The 18654-nt window shown below is 69.5% G+C and carries 16 protein-coding genes; 11 read left to right on the forward strand and 5 right to left on the reverse strand.

Annotated elements, in window-relative coordinates; genetic code table 11:
* Genes ACZ6JY_RS33100 through ACZ6JY_RS33110 form a run of 3 tightly spaced genes read left to right on the forward strand, consistent with a single transcriptional unit; the run spans window position 1 to window position 3216 of the window.
* Window positions 1-960, forward strand: coding sequence for a carbohydrate ABC transporter permease (locus tag ACZ6JY_RS33100; RefSeq protein ID WP_469201881.1), 960 nt, complete (start codon window positions 1-3; stop codon window positions 958-960).
* 5 nt (window positions 961-965) lie between these two features.
* Window positions 966-1823, forward strand: a complete 858-nt coding sequence (locus ACZ6JY_RS33105; RefSeq protein ID WP_469201883.1) for a carbohydrate ABC transporter permease — start codon at window positions 966-968, stop codon at window positions 1821-1823.
* 13 nt (window positions 1824-1836) lie between these two features.
* Window positions 1837-3216, forward strand: a complete 1380-nt coding sequence (locus tag ACZ6JY_RS33110; protein ID WP_469201884.1) for a GH1 family beta-glucosidase — start codon at window positions 1837-1839, stop codon at window positions 3214-3216.
* Between the two features lie 57 nt (window positions 3217-3273).
* On the opposite strand, the gene ACZ6JY_RS33115 is transcribed toward ACZ6JY_RS33110, so the two are convergent.
* The 4 genes from ACZ6JY_RS33115 to ACZ6JY_RS33130 all read right to left on the reverse strand — a co-directional run bounded on the left by ACZ6JY_RS33115 (window position 3274) and on the right by ACZ6JY_RS33130 (window position 8627).
* Window positions 3274-4518, reverse strand: coding sequence for an ROK family transcriptional regulator (locus ACZ6JY_RS33115; protein ID WP_469201963.1), 1245 nt, complete (start codon window positions 4516-4518; stop codon window positions 3274-3276).
* 1309 nt (window positions 4519-5827) lie between these two features.
* Window positions 5828-6973, reverse strand: coding sequence for a Gfo/Idh/MocA family oxidoreductase (locus tag ACZ6JY_RS33120; protein ID WP_469201885.1), 1146 nt, complete (start codon window positions 6971-6973; stop codon window positions 5828-5830).
* 45 nt (window positions 6974-7018) lie between these two features.
* Window positions 7019-7552, reverse strand: a complete 534-nt coding sequence (locus ACZ6JY_RS33125) for a nitroreductase family protein (protein WP_469201886.1) — start codon at window positions 7550-7552, stop codon at window positions 7019-7021.
* Window positions 7553-7985: 433 nt separating this feature from the next.
* The gene (locus ACZ6JY_RS33130) at window positions 7986-8627 is read right to left on the reverse strand and encodes a TetR/AcrR family transcriptional regulator (protein ID WP_469201888.1); all 642 of its coding nucleotides are present in this window, start codon (window positions 8625-8627) and stop codon (window positions 7986-7988) included.
* Window positions 8628-8720: 93 nt separating this feature from the next.
* Between ACZ6JY_RS33130 and ACZ6JY_RS33135 the strand changes: the two genes are divergently transcribed.
* The 3 genes from ACZ6JY_RS33135 to ACZ6JY_RS33145 all read left to right on the forward strand — a co-directional run bounded on the left by ACZ6JY_RS33135 (window position 8721) and on the right by ACZ6JY_RS33145 (window position 10814).
* Window positions 8721-9896: an FAD-dependent oxidoreductase gene (locus ACZ6JY_RS33135; protein ID WP_469201890.1), complete on the forward strand. Its 1176-nt coding sequence runs from the start codon at window positions 8721-8723 to the stop codon at window positions 9894-9896.
* A gap of 389 nt (window positions 9897-10285) precedes the next feature.
* The gene (locus ACZ6JY_RS33140) at window positions 10286-10483 is read left to right on the forward strand and encodes a hypothetical protein (RefSeq protein WP_469201892.1); all 198 of its coding nucleotides are present in this window, start codon (window positions 10286-10288) and stop codon (window positions 10481-10483) included.
* A 61-nt stretch (window positions 10484-10544) separates the two neighbouring features.
* The gene (locus ACZ6JY_RS33145) at window positions 10545-10814 is read left to right on the forward strand and encodes a hypothetical protein (RefSeq protein WP_469201894.1); all 270 of its coding nucleotides are present in this window, start codon (window positions 10545-10547) and stop codon (window positions 10812-10814) included.
* Window positions 10815-10860: 46 nt separating this feature from the next.
* On the opposite strand, the gene aac(3)-VIII is transcribed toward ACZ6JY_RS33145, so the two are convergent.
* Window positions 10861-11727 (reverse strand): aminoglycoside N-acetyltransferase AAC(3)-VIII, encoded by an 867-nt coding sequence (gene aac(3)-VIII / locus ACZ6JY_RS33150; RefSeq protein ID WP_469201896.1) that lies wholly within the window; start codon window positions 11725-11727, stop codon window positions 10861-10863.
* Between the two features lie 1091 nt (window positions 11728-12818).
* Here aac(3)-VIII and ACZ6JY_RS33155 point away from each other — a divergent pair.
* From ACZ6JY_RS33155 to ACZ6JY_RS33175, 5 genes are all read left to right on the forward strand, one after another.
* Complete coding sequence (locus ACZ6JY_RS33155; protein ID WP_469201898.1) at window positions 12819-14552, forward strand: hypothetical protein; 1734 nt, start codon at window positions 12819-12821, stop codon at window positions 14550-14552.
* Between the two features lie 109 nt (window positions 14553-14661).
* On the forward strand, window positions 14662-16332 hold the full coding sequence (locus tag ACZ6JY_RS33160) for an AMP-binding protein (protein WP_469201900.1): 1671 nt from the start codon (window positions 14662-14664) through the stop codon (window positions 16330-16332).
* Window positions 16329-16928 carry a GNAT family N-acetyltransferase gene (locus ACZ6JY_RS33165; RefSeq protein WP_469201902.1) on the forward strand — a complete coding sequence of 200 codons (600 nt, stop codon included), beginning with the start codon at window positions 16329-16331 and terminating at the stop codon, window positions 16926-16928. Before ACZ6JY_RS33160 ends, ACZ6JY_RS33165 begins: the two co-directional genes overlap by 4 nt.
* Window positions 16929-16969: 41 nt before the next feature.
* Window positions 16970-17662 (forward strand): alpha/beta hydrolase, encoded by a 693-nt coding sequence (locus ACZ6JY_RS33170; RefSeq protein WP_469201904.1) that lies wholly within the window; start codon window positions 16970-16972, stop codon window positions 17660-17662.
* 31 nt (window positions 17663-17693) lie between these two features.
* Entirely contained in the window at window positions 17694-18650 is a 957-nt protein-coding gene (locus tag ACZ6JY_RS33175) for a cupin-like domain-containing protein (protein WP_469201906.1), read from the forward strand.
* The last annotated feature ends 4 nt before the right edge of the window (window positions 18651-18654 follow it).

Genomic DNA, 18654 nt, shown 5'->3' on the forward strand with positions numbered 1-18654 from the left:
ATGGCCACCACCACAGCCTCCGCGGCCACCACCGCCCACGACGACCCGACGACCACCGTCAAGAAGCCCGACCCGGCACGCGCCCGACGCCGCCGCAGGCTCTCCCAATGGGGCTTCATCGCACCGGCGGTCGTCTTCATGGTGCTCTTCTTCGGCTACCCGCTCGTACGCAACGTCCTGATGAGCTTCCAGGACTACTCGCCCTCCACCTTCTTCGACGGCAAGGCCCCGTTCAACGGCACCGACAACTGGAGCAATGTCTTCCAGGACGACCTGTTCGGCAAGGCGCTGTGGCACACCGTCGTCTTCACCATCGGGTCCCTGATCGGCCAGTTCGGCATCGGCCTCGCGCTCGCCGTCTTCTTCACCAAGAGATTCCCGCTGAACGGAGTGCTGCGCTCCCTGATCCTGCTGCCCTGGCTCGTCCCGATGGTCGTCTCCGGCATCGTCTGGCGCCGCATCCTGGACCAGGACACCGGCGTCCTCAACTCCTTCCTCGACACCCTCGGCCTGGGCGGCGCCACACCCTGGCTGACCAGCCCCGGCATGGCCTTGTTCTCCGTCATCCTGGTGAACATCTGGATCGGCATCCCCTTCAACATGGTGATCCTGTACGGAGGCCTCCAGGAGGTCCCCAAGGAGCTGTACGAGGCCGCGTCCCTGGACGGCGCGTCCGCCTGGCGCACCTTCCGATCGATCACGCTTCCGCTGCTCAAGCCGGTCATCACCGTGGTGCTGGTCCTCGGCTTCATGTCGACGGTCAAGATCCTCGACCTGATCCTCGCCCTGACCGACGGCGGCCCCGCCGACTCCACCCAGACCCTGGGCACCCTCACGTACCAGAACTCCTTCGTGCAGCTGGACTTCGGCGCGGGGGCCGTCGTCGGCAACGTCCTGATCCTGATCTCCGCCGTCTTCGCGGTGTTCTACCTGCGGGCCAACCGCTCCGAGGGGAAGTGACCGGCATGGCGACCACCACCGTCACCGAGACGCCCGCCGCGCAGAGGCCTGCCACCAGGGCGAAGCGCCGATGGGGCGCCACCGTCGTCGGCGTACTCATCCTGTGCGTGATGCTCTTCCCGCTCTACTGGATGCTCAACACGGCCCTGCAGCCCACATCAGGCCTCCTGGAGGTCTCGCCCATCCCGCACGGCGTGGACCTGTCGGGGTTCACCTCCGCGATCCGCGAACAGGGCGGCCACCTGCTGACCTCGCTCGCCGTCGCCTTCGGCGCCGTCACCATCTGCCTCGCTATCGCCGCTCCCGCCGCCTACGGGCTCGCCCAGTTCCGCCTCCGCGGCACCCGCACCATCGTCTTCGGCACGCTCATCACCCAGATGGTGCCGGGCATCGTCATCGCCAACGCGCTCTACAGTGCGTACGTCGATCTCGGCCTGGTCAACTCCTACTTCGGGCTCATGCTCGCCGACGCCTCGCTCGGCATCCCCTTCGCCATCGTCCTGATGCGCTCCTTCATGGTGGCCATCCCCAAGGAGGTCATCGAGGCCGCCGAGGTCGACGGCGCGAGCCGGTTGCGTACCTTCGTGCAGGTCGTGCTCCCGATGAGCCGTAACTCCCTGATCACCGCGGGCCTGTTCTCCTTCCTGTACGCGTGGAGCGACTTCATGTTCGCGCTCACGCTCAACACCACCGACGACGTCAAGCCGGTCACCCTCGGCATCTACCAGTACATCGGCGCGCATGTCGGCGACTGGGGCTCCGTCATGGCCGCGTCCGTCCTGTCCGCGATCCCGGCAGCGGTGCTGCTCGTCCTCGCCCAGAAGTACATCGCCGCCGGCATCACCGGCGGATCCGTCAAGTAAGGCCATCCAAGACATGAATGACTTGCCCACTTTTCCCCCCGGCTTCGTATTCGGCGCCGCCACCGCCTCGTACCAGATCGAGGGTGCCGCGCGCGAAGACGGCCGCGGCCCCTCCATCTGGGACACCTACTGCCACACCCCCGGCCGCGTCGACGGCGGCGACACCGGCGACGTGGCCTGCGACCACTACCACCGCTACCCCGAGGACGTGGCCCTGCTGCGCGACCTGGGGGTCGACTCGTACCGTTTCTCCATCGCCTGGCCCCGCATCCAGCCCACCGGATCAGGTCCCGCCAACGCCAAGGGCCTGGACTTCTACTCGCGGCTCGTCGACGAACTCCTCGAAGCCGGCATCGAACCGGCCGCCACCCTCTACCACTGGGACCTGCCCCAAGCCCTGGAAGACCAGGGCGGCTGGCGCGTGCGGGAGACCGCCGAACGCTTCGGCGAGTACGCCCAGATCGCCGCAGAACACCTCGCCGACCGCGTACCCCGCTGGATCACCCTCAACGAGCCATGGTGCAGCGCGTTCCTCGGCTACTCCGTCGGCCGCCACGCCCCCGGCGCCCAAGAGGGCACCGGCGCCTTGGCCGCCGCACACCACCTGCTCGTCGGCCACGGCCTGGCGATGAAGGCGCTGCGCGCGGCCGGTGTCCGGGAGGCCGGCATCACCCTCAACCTCGACCGCAACGTACCCGCCGACGACACGCCCGCCGACCGCGCGGCTGCCCTGCGCGCCGACACCCAGCACAACCTGGTGTGGACGGAGCCGATCCTCGCGGGCCGCTACCCGGCTACCGAGCGGGACACCTGGGGCGAGCTGATCACCCGCCAGGACTTCCGCCGCGACGGGGACCTCGATCTCATCGCCCAGCCGCTGGACTTCCTCGGCATCAACTACTACCGGCCGATCGTGGTCGCCGACGCCCCCCACCGCGAGCCCGACCCCGCCCGTCGCGTCGCCACGGACAACCGCTACCAGGAGGTGGCCTACCCGGGCGTACGGCGCACGGCCATGAACTGGCCCGTGGTTCCCGAGTCCTTCACCGACCTGCTGACCGCGCTGAAGGACACCTACGGCGAGGCCCTTCCGCCGGTCCACATCACCGAGAACGGCTCGGCCGAGCACGATGTGGTGGACGAGGACGGTGGCATCCACGACCCTGACCGCGTCACCTATCTTCACAGCCACCTGACGGCCCTGCGCGCCGCCATGGACGCGGGCGTGGACGTACGCGGCTACTACGTCTGGTCCCTGCTCGACAACTTCGAGTGGGCGCTGGGCTATGCCAAGCGGTTCGGGATCGTACGCGTCGACTACGACACCCAGCAGCGCACCCCGAAGGACAGCTACCACTGGTACCGGCAGCTGATCGCGGCACATCGGCCTTGACACCGTCCCGCAGCGCGCGGCGGACCGACACTGCCAGGACCCCGCCCGGCCACGGTGTCAGTCCGCCACGCGCTCCACGTACGCCGCCGGGTCCGCCAGGACCTCGCGCACCACGCGCCCGGCCGCTCCGCGTGCCGCGTCACCGGCCGAGGACGAGGCCCGCAGCCGCTTGCTGCCCGGCGTCCACAGACCCGACACGACACGGGCGGTCAGTTCCTCGTCGGCGGCGGGGGCGAGCCACGGCATCAGGTCGCGGAAGACACCGCCCAGAATCACCGCGTCCGGGTCGATGAGGTTCACCGCACCCGAGAGGACCCGGCCCAGACGGCGCCCGGCTTCCTCGATCGCGTGCCGGGCCCGTGGCTCGCCCTGGCTCGCCCGCCGCTCCAGCTCCGCGAGCCCGGTCAGGCCCGCACTCTCGTCGAGGCCCGCCGCCCTCAACAGCGCCGCCTGTCCCGCGTACTGCTCCAGACAGCCCCGCGCCCCGCAGCGGCACTCAGGACCGTCCGGCTCCACCACCACATGCCCGATCTCACCCACGAACCCGTGGGCGCCCCGCAGGAGTTGCCCGTTCAGCACCAGGGCGCCGCCGATACCGATCTCGCCGGTCAGGTAGATGAAACTGGTCACGCGGTCGTCGCTGTCGCCGAACCACAGCTCGGCCATGGCCGCCAGGTTCGCCTCGTTGTCGGCGCTGACCGGCAGCGCGCGGTGCGTGGGATGCAGCGTCGTCAACGCCTGCGCGAACAGCCCTTCCACGGCCACCCGGTTCCAGCCCAGGTTCGGCGCCTGCCGCACCGACCCACCGGAGACCAGGGCGGGCAGCGCCAGTTCGGCGCCGACGGGGCGAAGCTTCTGCTCCGCGGCGGACCCGATGGCCCGTGACGCGAGCCGCGCCGCCCGGGCCAGGATCGTGGCGGGCGGGGCGCCCCGGTTGTCGGTGCGCTCCACCAGGCGTACGCGGTCGGTGCCGGCGAGGTCGATGACACACACCGTCACGTGGTCGATGTTGATCTCGACCCCGAGCCCGGCGGGCCCGGTCCGCGCCACCTGCAACGCCGTGCCAGGCCGCCCCGCCTGCCCGCTGAACGTCTTGCCCCACTCGGTGAGGAACCCCTTGGTGAGGAGCTGATCCACGAGCGAGGACACCGCGGCCCGGGTCAGCCCCACCCGCGCGGCGACCCCGGCACGCGTCGTCTCACCCGCGTCATGGACCGTGCGCAGCACCAGGCTGAGGTTGTGCCGCCGTACGGTCGCCTTGTCGGCCTTGGACGGCGCCGCGGACGGATCGTTGCTGTTCATCGTGGCTCCGACCCTATGCGAAGGGTCGCGGTGACCTGCACGGTACGACACGGCCTCGGCCGTCGCGGGGTGCTTGACGCTCGCGGTGCGCGCTCCGTTCGCGTCGGTCGTGACGGAGGCCGACGTCCATGTGCCGCCGCCGTAGTAGGAGACCTTGACGGTCAGGGTGGCGATCTTGCCGGTGCAGGCTGGCGCGCCGACCACCTTCAGCGGCACCGTGAGCGTGCTGCCTGTCGGGGCGGCGCCGTTCAGCGCCAGTTTCGGCGCGAGGCGGACGGTGGACAGGGGCAGAGCGGTGGGCGGGTCGACGGGTTCTTCACGGACTTGAACGTCCACGCCGCGGCCACCTTGGTGCCGGTCGCGGCGACCCTGGCCGCGCGGGTGGCCTCCATGTGTGGCGGACAGTGTGCCCTTGCGCCGGGCGGCGACGGAGCCGATGCCGTACTTCACCTCGGCGAGTTCGGTCTTGGGGGCGGTGTGCATCAGGCCCGAGAACCGGCTGCCGCTGCGGCTGAAGCCCAGCCGGTAGTCGACCTTCGACCCGCCGCCGTGCCCGAGGCATTCCAGATGCCGTTGTACTGGGCGTTTAGGGGGGGGCGATTCGGCTCCGAGGCCGAGGGTGCGGATAACGGCGCCCTCGCTGAGGCTCCAGTTGTTCGCGATGCCGAGGGCCGTGTCGTCGTAGCTGATGTGCGACGCCGTGAGACGCGCGCCGTCGTCCGGGGTGGTGACCGCGGCCGGCCTGGCCTTGCGGGAGTCCAGCGCGTACGTGCCCTTGGGCACCCGCAGGGTGACCGGCCTCTGCTGGTAGGGGACCTCGATCCTTCTAGATCGCGCCCCAACCCCTTCTGACCCCCGGATCGCAGTCATCGATGTCGGCGGGGACGACCACCTGATGATCGTCGAAACCGCCACCGCTCCCACCACTGATCTCGATCCCCTCAGCAATGCGGGATGGGGGCTGCGCGTGGGAACGTACGCCCAACTGCGCGAGGTTCGCGATCAGATCCTGGCTGCCGGATGGCCGGTCGGACAGATCGAGACACTACCCACGCAGTGGACGATGACAGCTCGCGATCCCGATGGACGCCCTGTGGACGTTCGAGCTCATCGCCCACGCACTGCATCGTTGTCACGAACCACTAACACTGACTGACAGCTGCCCCGACTTTCACAGCACGCGCTAGCTAGATCTGCAACGTCCGGTGTGCGTCCGGTGTCGAATGGCTCCACCACAGATTCCGGACCAGCCCTGACATCATCCGGTCACGTCGGCAGATCTCTTGCGCCTCCTTCTGAACGGCCCGCGTCAGGGGGCGAGTCGGATGCGTTCGCCGGTGGTTGCGGCGCGTTCGATGCTGTCGAGGAGGCGGTGGCGGCGTACGGCGTGCCGGAAGTCGGGGGCGGTGCGGGTCCCCTCGGTCAGGTCGTCGTGGAGGTCGGCGTACGCGTGGGCCAGCGCGTAGCCGGGTTCGTCGGAGCGGCCTGCCATGGAGGGGACCCGCTCGTAGGTGTCAGGGACGGCGAGTGCGGTGAGTCGGGTGTCGTCACCGCGGGCGCCGTGCAGGGTGAGGGGTGCCAGCTGCGGGTGCCCGCTGGGCGCGGTGATGATGAGATCGCCGTCGGTTCCGTTGATCTCCCAGTGGAAGTTCGTCCCGCGGGAGGAGCCTCCGCGGTAGTGGACGGAGGCGACGGCCCCAGTCTCCAGGACTCCCGTGACCGCGACCTGGTCGGCCGTCGTCATGGTCGTGCTCTCGCCGGTCTCGGCGTTGGTGACGCGGGGGCAGCGGACCGCTGTGGTGGCGGTGGTCTCGGTGAACTCACCAAGGACCGTCGACAGCGCGTCGATGGTGTGTCCGAAGGGGATGGTGAGCATGGTGGCCCCGTTGTCCCGGTCGAGCAGGTACTCGCTGCCGGAGGAGAACGTGGGTCCCCAGGCGCCGCCGGAGGCGATCGTGCTGGTGGACAGCACCTCGCCGACGTAGCCCTCGGCGACCAGGTCGCGCGTATACCGCAGGGCAGAGCTAGCACGGGCCTGGAGGCCCACGAAGCCGCGGACGCCCGCACGGGTGGCGAGCCGCGCCAACTCCTCCGCTTCTGCAAGGCCGTTGGCCAGGGGCCACTCGCACAGGACGTTCTTGCCCGCGTGCAGTGCCGCCTCGACGAGCCTGCGGTGGTGGGGGACCTTCACGGTCACCACCACCAAGTCCACTTCGTCGCGGCGCACCAGTTCCTCGGCGCTGCCGAAGGCCAGTGGGATGCCGTACTTCTGCCCGGCGGCCCTGGCCGACTCGGCGCTGCTGGCGCTCAGCGCGCGCAGTTCGAACTTTCCCTTCAGCGCTTCCAGGGCCGGCACATGGGCGCGGGCGGCCCAGCCGCCGCGCGCGCTCAGCCCGATGATGCCGACGCCCACGGGAGATGGGAGTGGTTCGGCGGGTGAGACGGTGGATGACATGGTGGTGGGTCTTCTCTTCCTGCCGGTGACGAGCGCTGCGGGCTCTTACGCGTCGAGGATGCTGGGGGTGTCGTGCAGGACCACGCTCTGCCGCAGCGGGATGCGGTCCATACGGACCTTGTTCACCGGCGTGGTCTCGTCGGCGATGCCGAAGGAGATGCCGAACAGCAGCTTGAGGTCCTGGGGGACGCCCAGGAAGTCGCGGACGGTGTGGGCGTAGAAGCCGAGTTGGGTCTGCGGGACGCCGGCAAGACCGCGGGCGGCGAGGGAGAGGAGGAAGTTCTGTCCGTACATGCCGATGTCGCCGGCCGCCCGCACTCCGTCGCCGAACGTCGGCATGAACAGGAAGGCGGCGTGCGGTGCGCCGAAGAACTCCAGGCCCTTGCGGGCGACGGTCTTCCGGGCTTCCCGGTCCTCGCGCTTCAGGCCCTGGGCCTGGCTCATGGTCGCGGCGTGGTGGTGTGCCCGGTCGAGGTAGGCGCCGTCACCGAAGTCGGCGTAGTCGAAGGTGAAATCGGGCGAGAAGCGGCCCTCCTCGTCGGCCCTGAGTATCTCCTTGCTCGAACATGCCAAGGCCATGTTCGAGCGGCCCTCGCCGCGCGGGTGCCGTTCGCCTGGCTGACCGCTGATGAGGCATACGGGCAGGTCAAGGGCTTGCGGTACTGGCTCTAACAGTGCAGGGTGTCCACGTGTCGGCGACCCGCCGCAACGTCACCGCCTCGCGCATGGGCCACCCCGTGGACGAGATGGTCGCCGCTCTGCCCCGGCAGGCGTGGAAGCGGCCTTCCTCCGGTCGCGCATGTCCTGCACTGGTCTAGTCGGTCGAACAGGGCGAGAGGTACCACCGCCCGCCCGGCTACGCCGAAAAGAACGCACGGTAAGAGTCACTTCGCTCACGCACCGGCGAAGCCCAACTATGCGACACGGAACGCACGAGGCTGCAGTGTTGAGCCTGGCCGCGTCAGCAAAGCCTCGTCCTCGGCCGACGCGGGATCGACGCGCACGTGGTCCGTCAGGGTCCATCCGCTGGTCGTGACGCTGGCCCGGTCAGCCCGTGCAGCAGCAGATCCGTGAGGCTGTCGACGACATGCTGGTCGTCTTCGCCGCCGCCGGGGGGCGTGAGCACAGCGTAGTTGAGGGTGACGAGCATCGCGCCTATCGCCACCGCGATGAACTCCGGGTCGCCGGGCAGCCGGTGTCCGCGCTCGACCAGGTACTCCAGATGCTCCCGAATGGTTCCCGTCTGCTCGCGCAGGTCGCGCCAGGCCCGGCCCATGCCGGGGTCGTCGGCCACCATCGCCTGAAACAGTGCGAGCGTGACCGGGCGGTTCTGCCGCATCACCGTCCACGCGACACCGACGTGGTCGCGCAACTGGTCGCGGTCGGTCAGATCGTGGTCGCGGGGGTGCTCCATGCCCACCATGCGCGCGTCGATCGCATCCTCCATCTCGGCGAGGAGCGCCTGAAGCAGCTCGTCCTTGCTGGAGAAGTGTTCGTAGAACGAGCCGGTCGAGCGTCCGGCCGCAGCGGTGATGTCAGTGATCTTCGTATTGAGGTAGCCGCGATCGTTGAACAGCCCCCGCGCCGCGTCCAGTAGCGCGGCACGGGTCTGGGCCGCCCGGACCTTTCGACTGGCGGTACTCGCCTGCGGCATCTCTCGTCCTCCATCGGCTGTTGACAGGTGCCAGCGTATCGGAACACACTTGACCGAATCGAGATTCAGTGAACATAAATTCAAGGAGGCATCATGCGGACGATCGTGATCGGTGGCGGGATAGCTGGACCCGCCGTCGCCCTTGCACTGCGGCAGATCGGTCACGACGTGACCGTCTACGAGGCGTACGAGGATCCGGTCGGGGACGTCGGCGCCCACTTCAGCCTGGCGGTCAACGGCCTGCGCGCGCTGGAGAAGCTGGGCTGCTTACGCGACGTACAGGCGATCGGATTCCCCATCGACCGGATGCGGTTCTACACGGCGGGCGGCCATCTCTTGGGCGACGTGCCACGCCTTCGGCGCGACGCCGACTCGATGCGCAGCATCTCGCTCGAGCGCGGACGGCTCGTGGCACTCCTGCGGCGCGCGGCGCTCGACGCGGGCGCGCAGATCGTCACCGGCGAACGCCTGGTGGGCGCGACGGAGTCAGCGAATGACGTGGTGGCCGAATTCGCCTCCGGCCGGCGCGACACCGCGGAGCTGCTCGTGGGCGCCGACGGCATCTGGTCAACCGTGCGCGGGCTGATCGACTCGTCCGCGCCGCGCGCAGAGTACGCGGGGCTCTACGGGGTCGCCGGAATCTCCACCATGACGGGTGTCGAGGCCGGCGTCTGGAACCTCACCTACACGCGCAGCGGTGCCTTTGTCCACACCGGCATCGACGAACACACCCAGTGGTGGACGGCTCAGATCGGGGATCCGGTCAAGCCCGAGCTGCGAGGCGTCAGCGACGCGCAGTGGATACGGCGCGTCACCGAGCTGTTTCCGGAGGCAGTACCGAAGGCCCTCGTTGCAGCCACGACGTCGATCGTCGCGTCCGGCTACCTGAACGTCTGCGGCCCGATCCGGAAGTGGCACAGTGGGCGCATCGTCCTGGTCGGCGACGCCGCCCACCTTGTCGGCGTCGGACACGGCGCCTCGATGTGCGTCGAAGGCGCACTGGAGCTCGCGGCGGCGCTGAGCAGCACCCCGACCGTCCCGGCGGCACTCAAGGCCTACGACGAGGCACGCCGCCCGCGCATTGACAAGCTGCTCAAGCACGGGCACAACGCCCGTGAGAGCAAGCGGCCCGGCAGCGTGAAGCGTCAGATCAGCGCGGCGAAGATGCGCGTACTCCTCCCGTTCTTCGAACGGGTGCAGGGATACCTGTACGACTATGAGCCGCCTTCCCTGTCCGCCGCAGGCGGATCACAGTCCGCCACGCGCTAGACGGTATGCAGGTCCGACGCCTCGCTCGTGAAGAGGGACGCGGGTTGCCGACGATGGATATCGGTAGGGCCGCATTCACGGGGAGGCGCCGTGTTTCCGGCCTGACGCGTCGAGCTGGAACTCGGCGGGAAGGGCTGGCGTCCGATGGCGGCGACGCTGGATGGCGTGGTGAAGAAGAAGGCAGGCGAGGCGCCGGCGGAGCAGCGGGCTGCGGCCGAATCGGCGCGGCTGGCGACGCCCCGCCCGAGGGGGTCGGCCGGCAACTCCGTAACGGGACGCGGCGCAAGACCGTACTGACCGGGCATTGACCGACCCGAACTGATGACAACCCGGGTGTGCCGCCGCGTCGAGGGCGATGCGGTGCCACACCCATCGAGAAGGAGGAGAAGTTGCTGAAATCGCGGGTGAGGAAGAACTTGGCCATTGGGCTGGTGATCACGGTCGTCATCGCGGCGCTGTCGGTGGTTGTCGCGGACGACGGCAGCAAGATGGAGGAGTTAAGGATGTCGCTGATAATGGGCCTGTTGGTGACGGGGACAGTGACAGGGGCTACCTGGTTGCTGCAGCGGAGACGTTCGGCACCGTGACCGGCGTCCGAGCACCGGCCCTGCGGTTGCCGGTGCTGCCACGGTTGCCGGTGCTGCCACGGTGGCCGGACCACCTTCCCGCTCTCCGCCCGAAGTCGCCGCGTCGCTGCGTCGCTGCAAGCAGTTCCTGGCCCACCGGTACGCGCACGTATTCGCGGACGCCGGGACGCTGACCGCTCTCGTGACCGCTCTCGTGACCGGCCTGGAAGTCGTGCCGTACGGCCACGGACCGCGACAGGAGGCGCTCCTCGGGACAGCGGTGGCCGCGGCGGGCGGCCGGCTGCGCCGTGACATCCGCGCGAAGGCGGGCACCGGCGAAGCGGCGTCCTGAGGGACGGCAGAGATGGACGGCAGAGACGGACGGCGCGCGGCGGTGTTCAGTCACCGTCGTGCGCCACAGCCCCGAGCTCGGTCTCGATCCAGTTCACACCGAACCGCACCACGTCGGACGCCTCGAAGAGATGACTGTCGGCCGCACCGACCAGTCCGGTGCGACCGATGCCTTCGGCGAGCATTGCCTCGGCGATCACCGTGAACGGCCAGACACCCGCGGGCACCACGCGCCCGTAGTCGAACGCTTCCGTCTCCGTGTCGACGTCCCGGAACCGGCGCCACACCCGGCGCCCGTCGACCATGATCGGCTGCTCGTACTCGACGTGCCGCTTGCCGGGGGCCTCGGCAAGCGCCTCGGCGTGGTGAAGAAGGGTGAGCGAGTCCAGGGGCGCTCCCAGCAGCAGGACGCGGCCACCGCTCGCCGCCAGCCTGGCCAGTGGGCTGTCCGGGCCGTGCGGGTCGTCCCACGGGTGGTCGTCCATCAGCCGGTGGGCGGCCGCGCCCACGGCCACGAAGCTGGCGTCGGGGTGACGGCTGCGCACCGCCCCGGGCCGGCGCCGCAGCGCCTCGGGCACCCGGCCGTTGCTGTGGTCGGCCTCGCTGACCAGAGGATCGTAGGCGGGCCACTCGTCCCGGGCGGCATCCTGCCAAGGCTCCGGCCATTCCGAGAGGTCGTACGGAGGGGCGTCGCTCCAGCCGCAGTACGCCATCACGGTGCCGTCGTCCCCCACGGCGTCAACGAGCGCGGCGATGACCGTCTGCGTGCCGCCCACGACGTAGCCGAGGGCCGAGAGACGTGTGTGGACCATGACGGTGTCGCCCTGGGTGATCCCCAGCTTCCTCAGATCCCGGCCGAGACGGCTGCGGGTCACCGGGCCGTCGGCGCGTTCGAGCAGTTCCTTCACATCCATGGGGCCGAGCCTACGGCCGCACCGGTGAGCGATGCTCGGTCATTACCCGTTGACTGCCGCCGCGATGGATCCGCTGCGGAAGCGGGCCGCCCACGGCACCTCGGAGAAGCCGCCACCCCTCGGCTCGCCCGGACCGACACCGAAGGCGACCTCGACTGGGCCGTCGCGGTCGGCCCCACCACGGCCGCAGGTCCCGGATGCGGTCCGTGAGCACGGTCAGGCCCCGGTCCCAGCCAATGCGCTCATCGATCACTGTCGCCGGCATCTCCGGCCACTGCTCCAGCAGCTCACGAATCAGCGGCTCGACCGCGTCCTCGATCGCGTCCTCGATCGATCCCTTCGGCGCTCACTGATACTTCACCGTCGCGTCATCCGCGATCGCTCTGCGAACGGTGTTACTCGTGATCCCAGCCTCCTCGCGATCGCCCGAACCGGCGCCTGCTCGACCCGATGAAGCCGGCGGACCTCCGACACGCGAGCGCACCTTCGGCGGATGTGGCAGCACGAAGCACAGGCGGAGTCGGGCGGTGCCGGGTGCCCGGTCCCGGGACATCGGGGCGCGTACGGCGTCGGCGCGCACACGCCCCGCCCGCCTGAGCGGATCCGCGCGGCTGTCCGCCCTCGGTCGACGCCTCCGCGGCCACCCGCCATAGAGTGCGCGCCACCCCTGCGACGACTGACGCAGTCGCCCCGGTCCTCTCGGGGAGGACGCGCCGGCCGGATGCCCCGGCGGCGCAAGGAGCGATGACACGCGCCACCCCGCCCTGCCGCGCCACCCCGCCCTGCCGCGCCACCGGAAGATGTACTGCAACGGCCCGTGCCGCGCCCGCTCGGGGGCCCCGGCGACCGAGGGCGGACTGACTGTCTCGATATCGCCCGGCCCCATCGGTGCCACTCACGGCGGCTGAGACGCCTCAATTCCGCGTGGGCACACCGACGACCGAAAAGTGCGTATACGCCGCAGTGAGTCGTCGCCACCATGAACGAGCCATCCCCGCCGCACCGCGAAGCAAGTCCTGTGACACCGCCAACGGCTTCACCCGGAACGGGCAGAGATCTTCATGCTTGCGTCAGGATAGGAGGACGCCGTCTTGCGTGTGCAGGAAGCGTCGAACTGGCTGCTCGGAGAGCTCACGAACCATGGCCGTATCCCTTTTCGGCTCGCCTGCCGAAGGCTGACGCCCTGGGAGTCGCTACTGGTCCAGCACGTCCTCGGCCGGACCGACGTCGAGATCGTCACGGACCCGCCCCTCGGCGCCGGCCTGATCCCGATCACCCGCTCCGCGCTCTGCGGCCTGTCCTTCTGGAAACCCGGTGAGCTGCCGGAATCCCGTACGGAGCCGCTCGCCCGGATGCGCGTACCGCCCGAGATCCTCGACATGGTCGACGAGGAGGAAAGGTCGTGGCAGGCGCGGGAGGCCGCCGAATTCCACGAGGTCGACGCCATTCTCCGTGGCTGGGAGAGCACAGGCGAGCTCGACCGCCGACTGGCCCAGCTCGCCGACTGGGTGGAACGGGTGGAGACGGTCTACGTGTTCGTGGGACGCGAGGTCTTCTCGAAGTCCGACGCCGGCAGCAACACCTTGACCCGCGACGGCCGCCTCGCGGATCTGCGGCAACGCCCACTCGAAACCTGGGCCGCGGCCGACCGGTTGTTCGTGGCCCTCGCGCACTGCCTGTTCAGCAGCGGGAGATCGGTCCGCTTCGAGGAATTCAACGGGGTACAGCTCTCGGCCACCGGGCTGCGCCACTTCCTGTTGGAGCGGCACGCCAGCTACTGCGCCGCGATCGGACGCCTTCCGCACAACGTGGGCGGAATGCCGCTGCCTCAACTGGCGGAGGAGGTCCGTGCCCTGCAGAACGAGGTCGACCGGTGTTCGCCGCTCATGCGCTACCGCCGGATCAACGGCCTGACCTTCGTGAAGAACGAGTACCTGGCCGACTTCCCGCTCCCTCGCGACCCTGACGTCCTGCCCGAGCTGGTCGCCCACCACGGCCGTGTGCACCTTGACGTCAAGCCCACCGGGCGGGTGCGGACGGACCTGCGCTCGCTGGCGACCGCGGCCGCCCTTCTCGACGCCGAGGCGGCCGCGGGCGACGGTGACCGGGCCAAGCACGGTGCCGTCGGGGAACTCCTCGCCGCCATCGTGCTCTCCGCCATCCACGCCACCGAGTCGGACTACGGCATGAGTAGCTCGGTCCGTGATCTCACGCGGTTGCGCGGCGCCCGCCCCGGCGGCCCCGAAGGCGTCCTGACGCTCAAGAAGGGCAACTTCTTCTGCTGCTGCCTGCCCCACACCACCCGCATGGCCGCAACCGGCGAGGAAACCGGCCCCACCCTGTGGCGGGCCGCCCAGCGCATGATGTACAACCGCTGGCACTTCGCCCCCGGCGAATTCGCCCGCGAGGACATTCCCGACAAGCGGCACTACTTCTTTCCGCCGCAGGTGCCCGACATCGCCGAGCACGCCGAACACCACCACGGTGGTCACATCGCCTCGCGGGTGCGATTTTCCATCCGTGCCCCCGGGGCTCAGGTGTGGCATCCGCCGTTCACCGTCTTCGGGCACGGCTTCCGCGGCTGCTACGACATCCGCCTGGTGCGCATGGAGGGCCCGGCCTACACCCTGCGGGAGCTGCACGAAGCCGTACGCCACTGCTCCCTCGTTGACGAGCTGTGGCGGACGCTCGCCGACGGCGTGCAGGACGCCACCCTGCCCGTGCGTGCGGTGGGCGGCTTCGACCGCGACTGGTACATGTCCAAGGGCTGGCAGCGGCTGAGCGCCCACGTCTTGGCCGCCGACGCACTGCCCGTCCCCGGCTGATCACCACCCCGCGCACGGTGACGGCACCGACATCGACGCCGCACACGCCGACGCGGCCACGCCCGCCCTTCAGCCGCTGACAGCTTCCGAGCAGGAGGAAACGCTCCGTATGACCGAGCAGACCGCCGACCCGCCGCAGGGCCCTCCCGTACCGGTCACCGATGTCATCGACCGCATCGCACGGACCGTGTCCCAGGACACCCGGCACCGCATCCACTACCGCGACGACGACGGTATCCGCTCACTGAGCCTGGCCGAACTCGACGCGGGCGCCGTGCGGGTGGCCGCTCGGCTCAGCGCGCTCGGCCTGCGCCCTCGCGACCGGCTCGGCGTCATGGCGCCCAACCGAATCGAATGGGTGCTGCTCGACCTCGCCGCCCTCAAGCTCGGCGCCGTGACCGCCGCGATCGAGCCGGACCGTCACGAGGCGGCCGCCATGGCCGCCGAACTCGGTCTGCGCCTGCTGTTCACCAGCGACCCGCGGCACTCGTGCGAGGCCGGTGCCGGTGCGGTGGTGCAGGACATCGGGCAGGTCGGCACCTGGGCCTTCGATCCCGCAGGCCCCTGCGAGCCACCGCCACACCCCGGCTACGACCTGGCCGACATATGCGCGATCAAACAGACTTCCGGGAGCACCGGGCCACCCAAGAGCATCGAGGCCACGGTCGCCAGCACCAACCGCTCGATGGCGGCCGTCCAGGAGATGTTCGAGCACGGGGACGGCGACAACCTGCTGGTCTTCCTGCCGCTGTACTTCCTGCAACAGCGCTTCTGGATCTACTCGGCCCTCACCTACGGCCATGACGTCACCCTCGCCGACCGGGGGACCGCCGCGCAGACCGCACGCGAGGTCTCCCCGACCGTGATCATGGGTGTGCCGGGCTTCTACGAGCAGGTCATGACCCGACTGGAGGCCGAAGGAGAGTCCCTCGTCCCGACGGACCGGGGCGCGGCGATCCAGCGTGCGCTCGGTGGCCGCATCCGCTACCTGTGGACCGGGTCCGCTCCAGCGGGACGTAAGATGCTGCACTTCTTCAACGACGCCGGCGTTCCTCTCTACGAGGGCTACGGCCTCACCGAGACCTGCATCGTCTCCAAGAACCACCCGGGAGCCTTCCGGATCGGCAGCGTGGGCCGGGTCCTGCCGCACAAGTGGATCCGCTTCGACAAGGACGGCGTCCTCATCGTCGGCAGCAGCCACCCCCTCAACACCCGCTACACCTCGTGCCCGCCCGGTGCGAGCGAGCGGACGTTCCTGCCCACCGGCGAGGTCAAGACCTACGACGTGGGCCATGTCGACGAAGACGGCTTCCTGTACATCGACGGCCGGGTCGACGACATCGTCTCCCTGAGCACAGCGCTGAACATCCTGGTGCCCGCCGTCGAGGAACGTATCCGCGAACTCCCCGGGGTGCACGACTGCGCCGTCTTCGGCGACGGCAGGCCCTACCTCGCGGTGGTCGTCTCTCCCGCCGCCCCGAAACCCGACGGGGACGCGCTCGCCCGCGACCTGACCAAACTCAACCGGGACCTACGCTTCGACCAGCGCGTCTACGCGGCCGTCGTCACGAACGAGCCGTTCTCCATCCGGAACGGCCTGCTGAACGCCCAGTACAAACTGGTGCGGTCCCGGATCGGCGCGCGCTACGCCGCGGACCTGGACCGCGTCTATGACGAGCACCCCATCTGCAACGACGGCACCATCGACGAGGCGCCCGTGCTGGTGACATCCGCGGCCGCCCAGCCGCCCGAGGAACAAGCGGAGGAACGAGAAAAGTGAGCTGGGACAAGCTGGCCGGAGTCGAACTGGCCAACGACCGGGTAACCCTGCGGCGTGTTCGCGTCACCGACACCGAGGCGTTCGCACACATCGTGTACGAGCCGGAGATCTGGCGCTACTTCGTGCAGTGTATCGAGACGCCGGACGACCTGCACATCTTCATGGAGAGTGCCATCCGGGACACCCTGACCGGTACGCGCATCGTATTCGCCGTCATCGACAACACCACCGGCCGGATCGTCGGCAGCACGGCCTACGGCAATCTGGCCCCGGTCGACCGACGGCTGGAGATCGGCTGGTCCTGGCTGTACGCGGGGGCCCGCCGGACGGGCGTCAACCGGGCGACCAAACTGGCCCTCCTCGATCACGCCTTTGACGCACTCGGCTGTGAGCGCGTCGAGTTCAAGACTGACGTACTCAACGAGGGCGCGCGCACCGGACTGTCAGGCATCGGAGCCGTCGAGGAGGGAGTCCTGCGCAGCTTCAACTACATGCCGGGCGGCCGCCGCCGCGACGTCGTCTACTACAGCATCCTGCGCGACGAGTGGCCCGCCGTACGCAAAGACCGGTTCCAGGAGGCGGGCGCAGCCACGTGAACCCCATCCCGCGGCACCACATCCACCGGGAGGAACACACAGTGCACCGCGATTTCGTCTTCGAAGCCGCCGGTGAGCGTCTGGCGGCGACCACGATCACGGGCGGCGAGGAGACCGAACCGGACATCCTGGCCCTGCACGGGCTTGGCCCCACCACGACCCGGCACCGGACGCGCTATCTGCTCGACGCGTTGGCGGAACACGGACACTCCTCGCTCACCTTCGAGTTCTCCGGCAACGGCGAAAGCACCGGGGAACTCACCCGGTCCACCCTCCGCCGGCGCCGCGCCGAGACCCTCGCCGCGGCCGACCGGCTCGACCGGACCAGACCGCCCGTGATCATCGGCACGAGCATGGGCGCCCACCTCGCCGCCTGGACCATGCCGGAACTGCGCCCGCGCGGCCTGGCCCTGTTCTGCCCGGCCACCTACCCCGCACACGCGGCTGACCTGCCCTTCGACGGCAGCCTGGTGCGCCCCGCCTACCACCCCGACTCACCCGCGTACGCCGCTCTGCGCCAGTTCGAAGGCGATCTGCTGATCTTCGGCGCCCGACAGGACGAGGTGTGCCCGCCCGAGGTCATCGAGGGGTATCACGCGCACGCCCGACGCGCCCGGTCCGTCGAGATCGTCTGGCTCGAAGGCTGTGGCCACTTCGTCCATGACTGGCTGCCCGGCCAGGAGTCCTTGCGTCAGCAGGCCGTGCACAGGTTGCTGCGCCTGCTCGCCACCTGACGCGAACCCGCGATCCGAGAGAGGCATCGCCATGCAGAACGAGCCGAACCTGCTGAAACGGCAGGACATCGACGCCCTCAACACGGTAGAGACGGCCTTCCGCTCCGGCCCGCTCGCCGATGCGCTGACGTCCGCCCCGGAACTGGAGCGCCGCTGCGGCCTGACCCGGGAGCAGTTCGACCGGGAGTACCGGTCCCAACGGCGCCCGGTCGTACTGGAGGGCTACGCCGCCCACTGGCCCTCCGTACGCGAATGGACCTTCGAGAACCTGGCCGTCCGCTGCGCCGACGTCCCGGTCATGGTGGACAGCTACACCAGCAGGTCCGCCCGGAGAACCACCTTCGGTGAGTTCGTCCGCCTCCTGGACAAGAACGCCGACAGCGACAGTGCCCCGCTCTACCTCCAGGAGTGGTACTACCAGACCATCGCTCCGGAGCTCGCGCCGGACATGCCCGAACTGGACATCGCGCAGTACGACTTCCGGCGCGACCTGTACGGCGAGGCCGCCTCGACCAACCATCAGCTCTGGATCGGCCAGCGCGGCGGCATCACACGCCTGCACCAGGACTCGTACTCTGTCGACGTGATGCATGTGCAGATCGTCGGCGAGAAGCGCTGGCACATCATGGGCCCCGATGCCGAGCTCCTGGTGGGCACCGACGGCGAGGCCCGGCTGGAGGAACTGTGCGCCGCACCGGGGACCCGGCTCATGCGCTTCGTCCTGCGGCCCGGGGACGTGCTCTACCTCCCCTCGCGATGGTTCCACCGCATCGAACTTCTCAACGACTCCATCGGGCTCGGCCGCAAGGCCCTGGACAGCGGCAACCTGCGTGCCCACGTCCGCCAGCGGGTCGGGGAACTGCTCGCCCTGGCGCTGAACCCCGACGAACTGCGGACCACGCACTCGGAGTTGTTCGACGTCGTCATCGCCAGGGCCCGTGCCCTGGCCAACCGGATGGACATCGACCTGTCCCGCCTGCGTCAGTGAGGTA

The sequence above is a fragment of the Streptomyces sp. NPDC046335 genome (assembly GCF_055587985.1).